General features: G+C 61.1%; 18 protein-coding genes. 13 read left to right on the top strand and 5 right to left on the bottom strand.

The genetic code is table 11. The features are described from left to right. Nucleotides 1-162: 162 nt before the first annotated feature. Complete coding sequence (locus M0654_RS11675; RefSeq protein ID WP_245450383.1) at nt 163-621, bottom strand: RT0821/Lpp0805 family surface protein; 459 nt, start codon at nt 619-621, stop codon at nt 163-165. A gap of 56 nt (nt 622-677) precedes the next feature. On the opposite strand from M0654_RS11675, the gene pdxH reads away from it, so the two are divergent. Further along, entirely contained in the window at nt 678-1,298 is a 621-nt protein-coding gene (gene pdxH, locus M0654_RS11670; RefSeq protein WP_248683231.1) for a pyridoxamine 5'-phosphate oxidase, read from the top strand. Nucleotides 1,299-1,300: 2 nt separating this feature from the next. Here pdxH and M0654_RS11665 read toward each other — a convergent pair whose 3' ends face one another. From M0654_RS11665 to M0654_RS11650, 4 genes are all read right to left on the bottom strand, one after another. After that, the gene (locus M0654_RS11665; RefSeq protein WP_248683230.1) at nt 1,301-2,353 is read right to left on the bottom strand and encodes a polysaccharide deacetylase family protein; all 1,053 of its coding nucleotides are present in this window, start codon (nt 2,351-2,353) and stop codon (nt 1,301-1,303) included. 155 nt (nt 2,354-2,508) lie between these two features. Beyond that, nucleotides 2,509-3,924, bottom strand: coding sequence for a metalloprotease TldD (gene tldD, locus M0654_RS11660; RefSeq protein ID WP_248683229.1), 1,416 nt, complete (start codon nt 3,922-3,924; stop codon nt 2,509-2,511). Nucleotides 3,925-4,076: 152 nt separating this feature from the next. Next, nucleotides 4,077-4,688, bottom strand: a complete 612-nt coding sequence (locus M0654_RS11655) for an invasion associated locus B family protein (RefSeq protein WP_245450385.1) — start codon at nt 4,686-4,688, stop codon at nt 4,077-4,079. A 29-nt stretch (nt 4,689-4,717) separates the two neighbouring features. After that, nucleotides 4,718-5,080, bottom strand: a complete 363-nt coding sequence (locus tag M0654_RS11650; RefSeq protein ID WP_248683228.1) for a hypothetical protein — start codon at nt 5,078-5,080, stop codon at nt 4,718-4,720. Nucleotides 5,081-5,096: 16 nt separating this feature from the next. Here M0654_RS11650 and coxB point away from each other — a divergent pair, with 16 nt between their 5' ends. The 12 genes from coxB (at nt 5,097) to M0654_RS11590 (ending at nt 14,645) form a co-directional block, all read left to right on the top strand. Further along, nucleotides 5,097-5,981 (top strand): cytochrome c oxidase subunit II, encoded by an 885-nt coding sequence (coxB, locus tag M0654_RS11645; RefSeq protein ID WP_118848879.1) that lies wholly within the window; start codon nt 5,097-5,099, stop codon nt 5,979-5,981. 18 nt (nt 5,982-5,999) lie between these two features. Then, nucleotides 6,000-7,700, top strand: coding sequence for a cytochrome c oxidase subunit I (gene ctaD, locus M0654_RS11640; protein ID WP_248683227.1), 1,701 nt, complete (start codon nt 6,000-6,002; stop codon nt 7,698-7,700). Nucleotides 7,701-7,764: 64 nt separating this feature from the next. Then, nucleotides 7,765-8,718: a heme o synthase gene (locus M0654_RS11635; RefSeq protein ID WP_248683226.1), complete on the top strand. Its 954-nt coding sequence runs from the start codon at nt 7,765-7,767 to the stop codon at nt 8,716-8,718. Further along, a complete protein-coding gene (locus tag M0654_RS11630) occupies nt 8,718-8,858 on the top strand; it encodes a hypothetical protein (RefSeq protein WP_248683370.1) in 141 nt (46 codons plus the stop codon). The genes M0654_RS11635 and M0654_RS11630 overlap by 1 nt, the downstream gene beginning before the upstream one ends. Beyond that, nucleotides 8,851-9,471, top strand: a complete 621-nt coding sequence (locus M0654_RS11625) for a cytochrome c oxidase assembly protein (RefSeq protein ID WP_390920089.1) — start codon at nt 8,851-8,853, stop codon at nt 9,469-9,471. The genes M0654_RS11630 and M0654_RS11625 overlap by 8 nt, the downstream gene beginning before the upstream one ends. 51 nt (nt 9,472-9,522) lie before the next feature. Further along, nucleotides 9,523-10,398, top strand: coding sequence for a cytochrome c oxidase subunit 3 (locus M0654_RS11620; RefSeq protein WP_118848882.1), 876 nt, complete (start codon nt 9,523-9,525; stop codon nt 10,396-10,398). A gap of 66 nt (nt 10,399-10,464) precedes the next feature. Next, nucleotides 10,465-11,238, top strand: a complete 774-nt coding sequence (locus M0654_RS11615) for an SURF1 family protein (protein WP_248683225.1) — start codon at nt 10,465-10,467, stop codon at nt 11,236-11,238. Between the two features lie 82 nt (nt 11,239-11,320). Then, nucleotides 11,321-11,686, top strand: coding sequence for a DUF1304 domain-containing protein (locus M0654_RS11610; RefSeq protein WP_248683224.1), 366 nt, complete (start codon nt 11,321-11,323; stop codon nt 11,684-11,686). A 3-nt stretch (nt 11,687-11,689) separates the two neighbouring features. Then, nucleotides 11,690-12,715: a 4-hydroxy-3-methylbut-2-enyl diphosphate reductase gene (gene ispH / locus M0654_RS11605; RefSeq protein WP_248683223.1), complete on the top strand. Its 1,026-nt coding sequence runs from the start codon at nt 11,690-11,692 to the stop codon at nt 12,713-12,715. A gap of 121 nt (nt 12,716-12,836) precedes the next feature. Then, nucleotides 12,837-13,802 (top strand): homoserine kinase, encoded by a 966-nt coding sequence (locus M0654_RS11600; RefSeq protein WP_248683222.1) that lies wholly within the window; start codon nt 12,837-12,839, stop codon nt 13,800-13,802. After that, on the top strand, nt 13,799-14,239 hold the full coding sequence (rnhA, locus tag M0654_RS11595) for a ribonuclease HI (protein ID WP_248683221.1): 441 nt from the start codon (nt 13,799-13,801) through the stop codon (nt 14,237-14,239). Before M0654_RS11600 ends, rnhA begins: the two co-directional genes overlap by 4 nt. Before the next feature lie 97 nt (nt 14,240-14,336). Further along, nucleotides 14,337-14,645 (top strand): Dabb family protein, encoded by a 309-nt coding sequence (locus tag M0654_RS11590; RefSeq protein ID WP_118848886.1) that lies wholly within the window; start codon nt 14,337-14,339, stop codon nt 14,643-14,645. The last annotated feature ends 15 nt before the right edge of the window (nt 14,646-14,660 follow it).

Below are 14,660 nucleotides of genomic sequence, written 5' to 3'. Positions count from 1 at the left end.
GGCCGAATGCTCATGGCCTTGTGCCCGTGACGATACTGACGTCCCCCGCCGTTTCATCATGCCGCGGCACAAGGGTTGCCTGTGTGGAACAAAGCTAGGTCGCGACTCGTGAATCAGTGGTTACAGCTAAGCAATCGCGATGGAATAGGGTAAACGAAGCGTCTACTGGCGGTCGAAGGCGGTCAGCATCCAATCGCCGCTGCCCGTCATGCAGGCCTTGCCGGAAAACATGGCGATGCCTTCGTAGGAATGGCGTGTCGTCATGAAGTCGCGGCAGACATTGCCTTCGCTGCGTGCCTCGCGGATGTTGGAAACGACGCCGGCACTGCCTGTCGCGGCATTCGCCCACGGCACGGATGCCGTGCCAACCTTGGTGAGGTCCGCAGAGGTGACTGCGTTGCGCACCGTCGCCTCGTCGGATACCGCATTGGGCTCCTGCTGCTTGCGACCGGACACTGTTCCCGTGGAGATCGAGCGGTCGACCTTGGCCGAGTCACCGAAGAGATCGAGGCTGCTCGTGCAGCCAGTAAGCACACCCACCAGAACTGAAACGACGGTCACACGTGCGATGACGTCAAGCGGCCTCTTTGTCGGGCTCTTTGGTTTTGCTATCACTTCCACCAGGCGTCCTGTTCGAACTGGGTATCGGGGCACTCTTATGGAGTATTTTAGCTAATATGTCTGAAAGCAGGTTAACAACCGGTGACTTCACCGAGGAGAATGAGCCCTTCGCCTTGTTCGGTTCATGGCTGAAGGATGCAGAATCCACGGAATTGAACGATCCGAATGCGGTGGCCGTCGCGACCGTCGACGAACATGGCATGCCCAATGTTCGCATGGTCCTGCTGAAGGGTTATGACGAGAACGGCTTCGTGTTCTACACCAACTTCGAGAGCCAGAAAGGTCGGGAAATCCTCGGCCAGAAGAAGGCCGCCATGTGTTTCCATTGGAAGTCGCTGCGCCGGCAGGTGCGGCTGCGCGGGCATGTGGAGGTCGTGAGTGACGCGGAAGCTGACGCCTATTACCAGTCACGTGCTCGCGGCAGCCGGATCGGCGCCTGGGCATCAAAACAGTCTCGCCCGCTGGAGGGTCGTTTTGCGCTGGAAAAGGCGGTTGCCGAATACACGGCCCGCTACGCCATCGGCGACATTTCGCGCCCGCCTTACTGGTCGGGCTTCCGCATCAAGCCGGTGTCGATCGAGTTCTGGCACGACCGGCAGTTCCGCCTGCACGACCGCATCGAGTTCCGACGCGCCGAGCCCGACGGGGCCTGGGAAAAGGTGCGGATGTATCCCTAAGCCTACCGCATCAGCTTGAACGGGATGCCGGACGCCAGCGCCGACACATAACGGCGCTGCTGGAAGTGCCCGTTCAGCGAGATCCGCGGCAGCCCGGTCAGGCGGTTCGTCCAGTTTTCGTCGATCGTTCCGGGCTGCGTCGTCACCGCGACCTCGAACTCTAAGTCCCGCGCGATGTCGATGTCCCGCTGGCTGACGGCTGCCCGAAAGCCGTAAGGGTAGGCGAGGGTCTTCGGACGCTTGCCCGTCAGCGTTTCGAGCCAATCCGCTGATTGCCCCATCTCGCGCCGGGCTTCGTCGGCGGACAGGCGAGCAACATTTCGATGACTGAGCGTGTGAGCACCGGCAGAGGCGAGGGGATGCGCGGCGAGCTGCCGAAGCTCGTTGCAATCCATCACGAGATCTTCCGTGATCTTCAACGGATCGATTCCATGGTCGCGGGCGAGTGCGTCGATGCGTTGAACGGCGACATCCTCGGGCTGGCTGGCGACGAAACCCGCAAAACGGTCGAAGGCCTGCAGCTTCAGCGCCTCAGTGGAGACGTCGAGATCTTCTTCGCCATGGCCGAAATCGAACAGCAGCCTGTCTGACTGATCAAGCAGAACACCCAGCGTCTCCCACCAGAGCGAATGCGTGCGCTCGCAAAATCCACGGGTGAAGAAGATGGTGAAGGGGACACCGTGGCGCTCGAAGACCGGCAACGCGTGCTCCACATTGTTGCGATAGCCGTCGTCCAGCGTGAACACCGCGAACGGACGTGTTTGGGGTGAACGCAGCCGCGACGGCACCTCATCCAGGGGAATGAACTCGTAACCGTCCGCGTGAAGCTGGGTGATTGCTTGGTGGAGAAATTCGGGCGTGACTTCCAGGTGCCGATTGGCCGCAAAGCCCAGTCTCGTTGCCGGCCGGACATGGTGCAGCGTCAAGATCGCGCCGCGGCCTCGGGCGCTGCCCAGCACGCCCGCCCGTGAAACGAGCGCTGCCGCTTCAAGTGCGCCGGCAATCGCCCACCGCTTGCCTCGGCGCTTCAACAGCGCCTTCAACCGCGTACTCATGGATATCGACCCGCCCCAACGTGTTCCGTCGTCCCAAGCCTACGTCCCGACCCTTAAACCTTGCTGAAGAAGCGAGGAGGTGGCTCGGAAGGTATCGGCACAAGGCAGGAAGGGGTAAGCCTCTTCGGAGCCCCCCTTTCAAGATCGCCGTCGCGTCAAGCCTTGGTGCCGCCGACCGTCACCTGGTCCATCCGTAGATGCGGCTGGCCGACGCCAACAGGAACCCATTGACCGCCCTTGCCGCAATTGCCGATCCCGGTGTCGAGCTTCATGTCGTTGCCGACCATGGAGACGCGCTTCATCGCTTCCGGTCCATTGCCGATCAGCATGGCGCCCTTGATGGCCGGGCCGATCTTGCCGTTCTCGATCATGTAGGCCTCGGTGCAGCCGAACACGAACTTGCCCGATGTGATGTCCACCTGACCGCCGCCAAAGGAAACGGCATAGATGCCCTTCTTGACGGAGGCGATGATTTCTTCGGGGCTCTTGTCGCCGCCCAGCATGTAGGTGTTGGTCATGCGCGGCATCGGCGTATAGGCGTAACCCTGGCGCCGGCCATTGCCGGTCGGCTTGACGCCCATCAGCCGGGCGTTCTGCCGGTCCTGCATGTAGCCGACGAGCTTGCCGTTCTCGATCAGCACGTTGTAGCCGGACGGCGTGCCTTCATCATCGATGGTGAGCGAGCCGCGGCGATTGTCGATCGTGCCGTCGTCAACGACCGTAACACCGGGAGCAGCGACCATTTCGCCCATCAGTCCGGCGAAGGCGGATGTCTTCTTGCGGTTGAAGTCACCCTCTAGCCCGTGGCCAACCGCCTCGTGCAGCATCACGCCCGGCCAGCCCGAGCCGAGCACAACGTCCATCGTGCCGGCGGGTGCATCGATCGCCGTCAGGTTGACGAGCGCCTGGCGAAGCGCCTCGTCGGCACCCGTCTGCCAGTTGCCGCCTGTTACGAAGTCGCCGAAGCCGACGCGGCCGCCGGTGCCGAACGAGCCGCTTTCCTGGCGGTCGCCATCACCAACCACGACGGAGACGTTGATGCGTGTCATCGGCCGGATGTCCTGCACCCGATGCCCATCGGCGCGCAGGATATCCACGACCTGCCAGCTGGCGGAAATCGTTGCCGTCACCTGCCGGACCTTGTCGTCCTTGTTGCGCAGATAGGCGTCGATGTCGGTCAGGAGTTTGACCTTTTCTTCGAAGCTAGGGGAGCCGATCGGGTTTTCGTCGCCGTAATATTTCTTGTTGGTGCGCTGGGGCGCTGCTGCGTAGGACCCGGAATAGCCGGCGGTCACGGCACGAACCGCATCCGACGCGCGCGATAACGCTGCGGCGGAAAGTTCGCCGGAATGGGCATAGCCCACGGCTTCGCCCGCCACGGCACGCAGCCCGAAACCCTGGTCCGTGTTGAAGGAGCCGCCCTTCAGGCGCCCGTTATCAAAGGTCAGCGATTCCGCCTGTGCATGCTCGACATACAGTTCCCCGTCATCCGCCCCGGTCAGTGCATCGGACAGGATCGACCGCAGCTTCGTCTCGTCGCGGTCGAATAGGGAAAGAAGGTCGGTGTTCATGGAAAAGGCTCCTTGGATTGCTTTCACGCGGGGAGCGGCATGGAAAGCTGTTGGAGCCGATGTAGGTCCGGGCAGGCGAGTAAGCAAGCGCCGCGGCGATCGGATCCCGGAGCATCACCCACTCCGGGACCTCGACATTATATATAAGCCGGTCAGGGGAGGGCGTCGTAGCCCGGTGCAAAACCCGTCAGCTCGATCGGAATGCCGACCCGGTCCTGGTCGGCCGACTCGCGCAGTGCAAAGACCGCGCTCTTGCCGGCGCGCAGGATGCGCATCAGCTCGTCATCGATCTCGACCTCGACATAGCAGCCTTCGGAGAAGCAGCGGGTGAAATAGGCGCGGCCGATATTGTTGTTGTCGACGTAAAGCTCCATGCCGTCCTTCAGCAGCACGCCGAGCGGCGCCAGGATGCGCAGGATCTTCGCCTTGCGGTCGGCGGTCTTCAGGACCACGACCGACAGGCCCACTTCCGGCCTGTCTTCGGCAATCACGTTCTGCATCAGCGCGCACTGCTCGGCCGAAGCGCCGGCCGGCCTGTCGCAGATGATCGACCAGGCGCCATGGTTTTCACGCACGTTGCCAGGCTGCTGTGCCTGCTGGCCGGGCTTGGGCGGTTGCGGCGTCGGCGGCACCGGCTGCTGGCTCGCACCCTGATCTGCGGGCGCCGCAGGTGTCGGGGCCGGCTGCTGCGCAAGCGATGGGATAGACGTAGCTGCCGCAAGCATAACAGCCAGACCGGCGCGGAGCAGGGAGGGACGACCCATGGAAACCTCTGGTAGACGAATCAGTGCGGCTATTCTTGTCGCTCGGCCGGCAAAATGAAAAGACCCGCCCTATTTTCAGCCGACTGCGGCGAAAGTTGGGACTGAAGATGATGCTGCCCGTCGACGGCGTTTTCGAACCGAATTGTAAACGGCTTCGTCGCATGGCGCAGGTTTACGCACACTTTATTATCAACAGGTGATTTAGATGCCGGAATCGCCGCCGCAAGCCTGCCAGCCAGCGCCCACCGTGCCCGATGAAATCCACGGGCATGGGAAGGCGCAAAATGCCGCACAGGCTTTTCCCGGCAGATATTGCGGCGGCAGGCAAACTGTGATTGAAGCACACCATATGGCTTGGATTCTGCGTTCGGTTTGATCCAGATCAGACGCATGGGGAGAATTGTTGTGATGACTAGAGCTTATGCAGCGATGACGGGGCTCATCTGTCTGCTCTTCGCATCCGCAGGTTATGCGGATCAGCCACATCCGTGGCAAATCGATCTTCAGGCGCCTGCTTCGCCGATCATGCACCAGGTGCGCTGGTTCGAGCATTATACGCTCTGGTTCATCGTGCCCGTGACGCTGCTCGTTCTCGTCCTGCTGGTCATCGTGGTGATGAAGTTCCGCGCCAGCGCCAATCCGGTGCCGTCGCGCACCAGCCACAACACGATGATCGAGATCATCTGGACCATTGGTCCGGTCCTGATCCTCTTCTTTCTGGCTATTCCATCGTTCAACCTTCTCAATGCCCAGCTCGAAATTCCCGAGTCTGACCTGACGGTGAAGGCAACCGCCACCCAGTGGCAGTGGAACTACGAATATGAAGGTGCTTCGGCGCCGATCGCATTCGACAGCTTCATGCTGAAGGAAACCGACCGCGACTCGACCGGCAAGACCGACATGGCCCGTTACCCGCGCCTGCTTGCCGTCGATAACGAAATGGTCGTGCCGGTTGGCAAGACGGTTCGTCTTCTCGTGACCGCTGCTCCGTCCGACGTCATTCACGCCTTCGCTCTGCCGGCCTTCGGCCTGAAGATCGACGCTGTTCCGGGCCGTCTGAACGAAACCTGGTTCATCGCCGAAAAGGAAGGTATGTACTACGGTCAGTGCTCCGAGCTTTGCGGCAAGGACCACGCCTTCATGCCGATCGCGATCCACGTCGTGTCGCAGGAAAAGTATGATGCCTGGCTTGCTCAGGCTGCAACCGATCTCCCGGGCGCGTTCAAGGGTCTCGTCGCTCAGGCCGATAAGCCTGTAGACGGCCTTGCCGTCGCTGCGAACGTTTCCAAGTAATAAAGAGGAGTGAGGACAATGGCTGGACATTCCGCTCACGACGATCACGCTCATGCTCGCACCTCTCATGATGCGCATGCCCATGACGACCACAATCATTCCCACACGCCCGGCTTTGCCGCGCGTTGGTTCTTCTCGACCAACCACAAGGACATCGGCACCCTCTACCTGATCTTCGCGATCATTGCCGGTATCGTTGGTGGCCTGCTTTCCGTTGCCATGCGCATGGAGTTGCAGGAGCCTGGCATCCAGATCTTCCACGGTCTGGCGTCCATGGTTTATGGCTTCGAAGGTGATGCTGCCATCGACGGCGGCAAGCACATGTACAACGTCTTCACCACCGGCCACGCGCTGATCATGATCTTCTTCATGGTCATGCCCGCGATGATCGGCGGCTTCGCCAACTGGATGGTGCCGATCATGATCGGTGCGCCGGACATGGCGTTCCCGCGTCTGAACAACATCTCCTTCTGGCTCATCGTGCCGGCATTCGTGCTGTTGCTGCTTTCCATGTTCGTGGAAGGTCCGGCAGGGGCGTTCGGCGTCGGTGGCGGCTGGACGATGTATCCGCCGCTGGCGACCATGGGGCATCCGGGGCCGGCCGTTGACCTGGCGATCTTCTCGCTGCACGTCGCTGGTGCGTCCTCGATCCTCGGTGCGATCAACTTCATCACCACGATCCTGAACATGCGCGCGCCGGGCATGACGCTGCACAAGATGCCGCTCTTCGCCTGGGCTGTTCTGATCACTGCCTTCCTGCTGCTGCTGTCACTGCCGGTTCTGGCTGGCGCCATCACCATGCTGCTGACCGACCGTAACTTCGGCACGACCTTCTTCGCGCCGGAAGGCGGCGGTGACCCGATCCTCTACCAGCACCTGTTCTGGTTCTTCGGTCACCCGGAAGTGTACATCCTGATCCTGCCCGGCTTCGGCATCATCAGCCACATCGTGTCCACCTTCTCGCGCAAGCCGATCTTCGGTTACCTCGGCATGGCCTACGCCATGGTCGCCATCGGTGCCGTCGGCTTCGTCGTGTGGGCGCACCACATGTACACAGTCGGCTTGTCGCTCGACGCACAGCGTTACTTCGTCTTTGCGACGATGGTTATCGCCATCCCCACCGGCATCAAGATCTTCTCCTGGATCGCGACGATGTGGGGCGGCTCGCTGCGCTTCACCACGCCGATGATCTGGGCGATCGGGTTCATCTTCCTGTTCACCGTCGGTGGCGTTACGGGCGTCCAGCTTGCCAACGCCGGTCTCGACCGCGCACTGCATGACACCTACTACGTCGTGGCTCACTTCCACTACGTTCTGTCGCTCGGTGCCGTCTTCGCGATCTTCGCGGCCTGGTACTACTGGTTCCCGAAGATGTTCGGCTACATGTACAGCTCAGCCATCGGCAACCTGCACTTCTGGGTCATGTTCATCGGCGTGAACCTCGTGTTCTTCCCGCAGCACTTCCTCGGTCTTGCAGGCATGCCGCGCCGTTACATCGACTATCCGGATGCATATGTCGGCTGGAACTATGTCTCCTCGATCGGCTCCTACATCTCCTTCGTCGGCGTCCTGATCTTCCTTTACGGTGTTTGGGAAGCCTTCTCGAAGAAGCGTATTGCCGGCGACAACCCGTGGGGTGAAGGTGCAACCACGCTGGAATGGCAGCTGTCTTCGCCGCCGCCATACCACCAGTGGGAGCAGTTGCCCCGCATCCGCTAAGCGGACGAAGATCAAGGGCATCGCGGTTGCCGCGATGCCCTGAAATTGCAGACAGGACGGTTCAATGACAGTTATCGACAATCACGACGTACTTGGCTCCGAGGAAGGCTTGCGCCTTTCGGAAGCGAATGCGCGCGATTTCTTCGAGCTGCTGAAGCCGCGCGTGATGTCGCTCGTCGTCTTCACCGCCTTTGCCGGCCTGATCCTGGCGCCCGGCGAGATCAACCCGATCCTCGGTGCCATTTCCATTCTCTGCATCGCGGTGGGCGCTGGCGCCTCCGGTGCACTCAACATGTGGTACGATGCCGACATCGACGCGGTGATGAGCCGTACCGCAAAACGTCCCATTCCGGACGGACGGGTTCAGCCGCGGGAGGCGCTTGCCTTCGGCCTGACACTGTCGGTCTTCTCGGTTGCCATCCTTGGCCTTGCGGTCAACTGGTTCGCAGCCGGCCTTCTGGCATTCACCATTTTCTTCTATGCCGTCATCTACACGATGTGGCTGAAGCGCTCGACGCCGCAGAACATCGTCATCGGCGGCGCATCCGGCGCATTCCCGCCGATGATCGGCTGGGCCTGCGTGACGGGCGGCGTGTCGATCGACAGCATCATCCTGTTCCTGATCATCTTCCTCTGGACGCCGGCGCATTTCTGGGCGCTCGCGCTCTTCAAGATGCGCGACTATGGCTCCGTCGGCGTACCGATGATGCCGAACGTTGCAGGCGAAGCTTCGACCAAGAACCAGATCGTCCTCTACACCATCCTGACGATTGCCGTGGCTGTTGCGCCCACTGCGACCGGCCTTGCCGGCATCGGCTACGGCATCTTTGCCGCCGTGCTTGGTGCGATCTTCCTCTACTGTTCGGTCGCCGTATGGCGCATGCCGGACGGTGACGAGAAGATGGTTCCGGCCAAGAAGATGTTCGCTTATTCGATCGTTTATCTTTTTGCGATCTTCTCGGCGCTTCTCGCGGATCATTGGATCGGCGGCGTTTCCAAGCTCTTGGGAGCCGCTTGATGATCGACAAAATCGAACTCAACGAAGCGCAGAAGAAGTCGCGCCGCAACCGCAACATCGCCCTTGGGCTCGTTCTGGCGGCGCTGGTCGTGCTCTTCTACATCATGACCCTGGTGAAGATCGGTGGTCTGAATGTCTAAGCCGGAAACCACCAACCAGATGGCGCCGGGCGGCCAGAAGCGTGTCAGCAATGGCGCGATCTTCGCAGGCTGCGCCGTGTTCGTCGGCTGCATGGTGGGTGCGGCCTATGCTTCCGTTCCGCTCTATCGCCTGTTCTGCCAGGTCACCGGTTACGGCGGCACGACGCAGCGCGTCGAGCAGTATTCCGAAACGATCCTCCAGAAACCGATCCAGGTGACGTTTGACGCAAACGTGTCCTCGGGGTTGAACTGGGAGTTCAAGCCAGCCAAGACCGTTAACCCGAAGATCGGCGAGACGGTCCAGGTCGAATATACGGCGACCAACAGGTCGTCGACTGCCTCCACCGGCACGGCCGTGTTTAACGTGACGCCGATGGAAGCGGGTGCCTACTTCAACAAGGTGCAGTGCTTCTGCTTTACCGAGCAGACCTTGGAGCCGGGTCAATCGATCACCATGCCCGTGGTGTTCTTTGTTGATCCGGAAATCGCCAAGGCACCTGAAACGAAGAACATAAAAACGATTACCCTGTCCTACACCTTTTATCCGAGCGAGAAGGCCCAGCCGGTCGCCGCTCTGCCAAAGGGTGAGACGGTCGGGGAAGGGAAACTTTAAGAGGGTCGCCGGGTTTTCCGGCGTAGCAAGGCAATATCCGGGGATTCTGACATGGCCGACGCGCATCAGAAAAATCACGACTACCACATCATCGATCCGAGCCCGTGGCCTATCCTGGCTTCGCTCGGCGCATTCGTCCTGACTTTCGGCGGCGTTGGCTACATGCGCTACCTGAATGGTGGTGCGTTCAACATGTTCGGGATCAACTGGGCGACCCCCTGGGTCTTCTTCATTGGTCTCGCCATCGTCATCTACACGATGATCGGCTGGTGGTCGGACACCATCAAGGAAGGCAATTCCGGCGCCCATACGCGGGTCGTGTCGCTGCACCTTCGCTACGGCATGATCATGTTCATCGCTTCGGAAGTGATGTTCTTTGCCGCCTGGTTCTGGGCCTTCTTCGATGCAAGCCTTTACGCCAACGAAGCGATCCAGGCCTCGCGCACCGAATTCCTCGGCGGCCAATGGCCTCCGAAGGGCGTTGAAGTGCTTGATCCGTGGCACCTGCCGCTCTACAACACGGTTATCCTGCTGCTTTCGGGCACCTGCGTAACCTGGGCACACCACGCGCTGCTGCACAACGACCGCAAGGGCCTCGTCAACGGCCTGGCGCTCACAGTGGCACTCGGCATCCTGTTCTCGTTCGTCCAGGCCTATGAATACGCTCACGCTCCCTTCGAATTCTCGAACTCGATCTATGGCGCGACCTTCTTCATGGCGACCGGCTTCCACGGCTTCCACGTCCTGATCGGCACGATCTTCCTCCTCGTCTGCCTTATCCGGGCGATGGCCGGTGGCTTCACGCCGACCCGCCACTTCGGCTTCGAAGCCGCTGCCTGGTACTGGCACTTCGTTGACGTGGTCTGGCTGTTCCTGTTCTTCGCCATCTACATCTGGGGTGGCTGGGGCGCACCGGTCGCTCACTAAGAGCCAGGCATTTCATGAGGAGGGGCGGCGAAAGCCGCCCTTCTGCGTTTCAAGCGGGATTTGACCATGGCCACGACGCCGCAGCACGAAGAAATAAGCACCGGCCGGCCGCGCAGCACGGTACGTACCGTTGCAACGGTTGTCGGCATCCTCGTCACGCTGGCGGTCTTGCTGTCGCTCGGCACCTGGCAGGTGGAGCGCCTCCACTGGAAGGAGGCGCTGCTGGCCGATATTGCCGAGCGTCGCGCGGCAGACCCGGTCCCGTTGGCCGAGGTCGAGGCAATCGAGCGTGACGGCGGCGACATCGAATACCGACGGGTCTCGGTGACGGGGACCTTTGACCACGACAAGGAGCGGCACTTCTTCGCGACGTTCCAGGGCCAGACCGGCTTCTATGTTTACACCCCGATGACCTTGGCAGACGGGCGGGTGCTCTTCGTCAACCGCGGCTTCGTGCCCTATGAGATGAAGGACCGCTCGACGCGCGAGGCGGGCGAAGTGTCAGGCGTGCAGACCGTCACCGGTTTTGCCCGTACGCGGCTGGACGAGAAGCCCTCGGCCATCGTGCCGGATAATGACCTCGGGAAGAACATCTTCTACTGGAAGGATCTGTCGGCCATGGTGTCGACGACGGGGCTGGAGGCATCGCAGGTGCTGCCGTTCTTCGTTGATGTTGACGCCTCGGTGGAAAACGCCGGCGGCTGGCCACGTGGCGGCGTCACGCAGTTCGACCTGCCGAACAGCCACCTGCAATATGCCGTTACCTGGTATGGCCTGGCGGCAGCCTTGGTGGCGGTGGTCATCGGCATGTGGTTTCGCGGCCGGCGAAGCCAGGGCTGACATCGCCAAGGGTAACAGCGTAAGGGTAATGGTGCCGCGTTGAGGAGCAGGTTATGCTCGCCACCTCAATAGGGGGTGAGGCATGGCGATCCTGGCAACTTTCTTCGTGGCGTTGACAGCGCTTCTCCACCTCGGTTTCCTCGTCCTCGAGATGTTTTTCTGGACAAAGCCGTTTGGCCGCAAGACCTTCCGCATGTCGGCCGAGCAGGCGGCTGCGACAAAGGTGCTCGCTGCCAACCAGGGCCTCTACAACGGGTTCCTCGCCGCCGGCCTTGTCTGGTCGCTGCTGCATCCGGATCCCGCCATCGCCTATCAGTTGAAACTCTTCTTCCTTGTGTGCGTGATTGTAGCCGCTATATATGGCGCATGGTCGGTCAAGCCGCGCATCCTGCTTGTTCAGGGCGGTCCCGCCATGATCGCTCTTGTCCTGACCCTTCTGGCGTTCTGATTGATGGCATTTCCCGTTTCCGACAAAAGCCCGCTGACGATCCGTCTCTGTGGCCCGCGTGGCTTCTGCGCCGGCGTCGACCGCGCGATCCAGATCGTCGTGCTGGCGCTGAAGGCCTATGGCGCGCCGGTTTATGTGCGCCACGAGATCGTCCACAACCGCTATGTGGTGGAGGGGCTGGAAGCCAAGGGTGCGATCTTCATCGAGGAACTTAACGAGATCCCGGAAGAACATCGCCAGCAACCGGTAGTCTTCTCCGCCCACGGTGTGCCGAAGTCGGTTCCGGAAGATGCGCAGGCGCGTAATCTGTTTTACCTCGACGCCACATGCCCGTTGGTTTCGAAGGTCCACAAGCAGGCCATGCGCCACCAGCGGCTCGGCCGCCATGTGGTGCTCATCGGCCATGCCGGCCATCCGGAAGTGATCGGCACCATGGGGCAACTGCCGCCGGGCTCCGTATCGCTCGTCGATACCATCGCCGATGCGGAAGCCTATATGCCGCCTGACCCTGACAATCTCGGTTACGTGACCCAGACGACGCTTTCGGTGGATGATACGGCTGGCGTGATCGCCAAGCTTCAGGAGCGCTTTCCGAACCTGATGGCACCGGCGGCCGATTCCATTTGTTACGCGACCACCAACCGGCAGGTGGCGGTGAAGGAAGCAGCCCCCGGCTGTGACCTTTTCCTCGTGGTCGGCGCACCGAATTCCTCGAACTCGAAGCGGCTGGTGGAAGTCGCGCTGCGGGCCGGCGCCAAGCGCTCGCTGCTGGTGCAGCGCGCGGCCGAACTGAACTGGGACGAGATCGGCCCGGTCCGTACGCTCGGCATCTCCGCCGGAGCGTCTGCGCCGGAAGTCATCGTCGATGAGATCATCGCGGCGTTCAAGGAACGCTTCGATGCGCAGATCGAGCTTGCGATCACCGCCGAGGAAACCGAAAACTTCCTCGTCAACCGCGAGCTGCGCGACGTTCCTCTGACGCACGAAGACATGGAATGGGTCAACGGCCGCAAGAGCGTCCCAGCCTGACCTGACTGATCCTGTGAATCACGCCTCCGATCTGCGGTCTTCGGCCCTAGCGGAGGCGATGGCGAGCGGTTAGGAAGAGGCGGAGTGCCGCGTCTGCGGCTGACACATCGCGGGATAGATCTTGGCCGTTTACACTGACATTACCGAAGACGACCTGAAGCGTTTTCTGACCGAATATGACGTCGGCGAACTGACCTCCTACAAGGGCATCGCCGAAGGGGTCGAGAACTCGAACTTCCTGCTCCACACCACGCGAGATCCGTTGATCCTGACGCTTTATGAAAAGCGCGTGGAGAAGGCAGATCTGCCGTTCTTCCTTGGCCTGATGCAGCATCTTTCCGCCAAGGGGCTGTCCTGCCCGCTGCCTCTGCCGCGCCGCGACGGGCAGTTGCTCGGCGAGCTTTCCGGCCGCCCGGCCGCATTGATCTCCTTTTTGGAGGGCATGTGGCTGCGCAAGCCCGAGGCTCGGCATTGCCGCGAGGTCGGACGCGCACTCGCTGAAATGCATCTGGCGGGCGAGGGCTTCGAGATCGTCCGCCCTAACGCGCTGTCGCTCGAGGGTTGGAAAACGCTCTGGGCCAAGTCTGCCGATCGCGCCGACGAGGTGGAAACGGGGCTGCAGGACGAGGTGACCGCGGAACTCGAATATCTCGAGGCTCATTGGCCGAAGGATCTTCCGGCCGGCGTCATCCATGCGGATCTTTTCCAGGACAACGTCTTTTTCCTCGGCGACAACCTTTCGGGCCTGATCGACTTCTATTTCGCCTGCAATGACCTGCTGGCTTACGATGTGGCGATCTGCCTCAACGCCTGGTGCTTCGAGAAGGATGGCTCCTATAACGTGACCAAGGGAAGCGCGATGCTGGACGGCTACGCGAGCGTCCGGCCGCTTTCCCCGGATGAAGTCGCAGCACTCCCGGTTCTCGCAAGGGGTTCGGCGCTGCGGTTCTTCCTGACCCGCCTTTACGACTGGCTGACAACGCCGGCCGGCGCGCTTGTCGTGAAGAAGGACCCGCTCGAATATCTGCGCAAGCTGCGGTTCCACCGCCAGGTACGTTCCGCCACTGAATATGGATTGTCTGCATGAAACAGGTCGAAATCTTCACCGATGGCGCCTGCTCGGGCAATCCCGGTCCCGGTGGCTGGGGTGCGATCCTGCGCTACGGGGAGACCGAGAAAGAGTTGTTCGGCGGCGAGGCGGAAACCACCAATAACCAGATGGAGTTGATGGCGGCCATCCAGGCGCTCAATGCGCTGAAGACGCCCTGCGAAGTCGAGCTTTACACCGACAGTTCCTACGTCAAGGACGGCATTACCAAGTGGATCTTTGGCTGGAAGAAGAAGGGCTGGAAGACCGCTGACAACAAGCCGGTGAAGAATGTCGAGCTCTGGCAGCAGTTGGAAGAAGCGCGCAACCGCCACAAGGTGACGCTCCATTGGGTCAAGGGTCATGCCGGCCACCCTGAAAACGAACGTGCCGATGAACTGGCGCGGCTCGGCATGGCGCCGTTCAAGAAGAAGTAGCGGGATCGCCATCTAGCAGCTTGCGTGACGGCGGCTTGCACTTCGCAGCTGTGGCGCTAGTTTCTGCGTGTCGATCGAGAGAGGGTTGGGAGGTCACATGATCCTGCATTGCGTCTTCGCACGGTTCAAGTCGTCGCTGCAGGCTGCCGACAAGCAGTCGCTCTATGACGCGATCGTCGCCCTCAAGGAGGTCACGCCCGGCATCCTCGACATCAAATACGGTCCGAACATCTCCCGCGAAGGCCTGGACGGCGGTTTCCGCGATGGCTTCATCGTCACCTTCGACAGCCCAGAGTCGCGTGACGCCTATCTCGTCCACCCTGATCACCTTGCGGTTGGCGAACGGATCGTTGCCTCCGCCGATGGTGGCGTTTCCGGTCTTCTGGTGTTCGACCTGGAGATATGAAAAGAGCGCCCGCAG

Origin of the sequence: Neorhizobium turbinariae (genome assembly GCF_023223505.1) — a bacterium.
In the GTDB taxonomy this organism is placed as follows: domain Bacteria; phylum Pseudomonadota; class Alphaproteobacteria; order Rhizobiales; family Rhizobiaceae; genus Neorhizobium; species Neorhizobium turbinariae.
The sequence above is the reverse complement of the archived record's forward strand: the minus strand, read 5'-3'. Positions and strand labels throughout refer to the sequence as shown.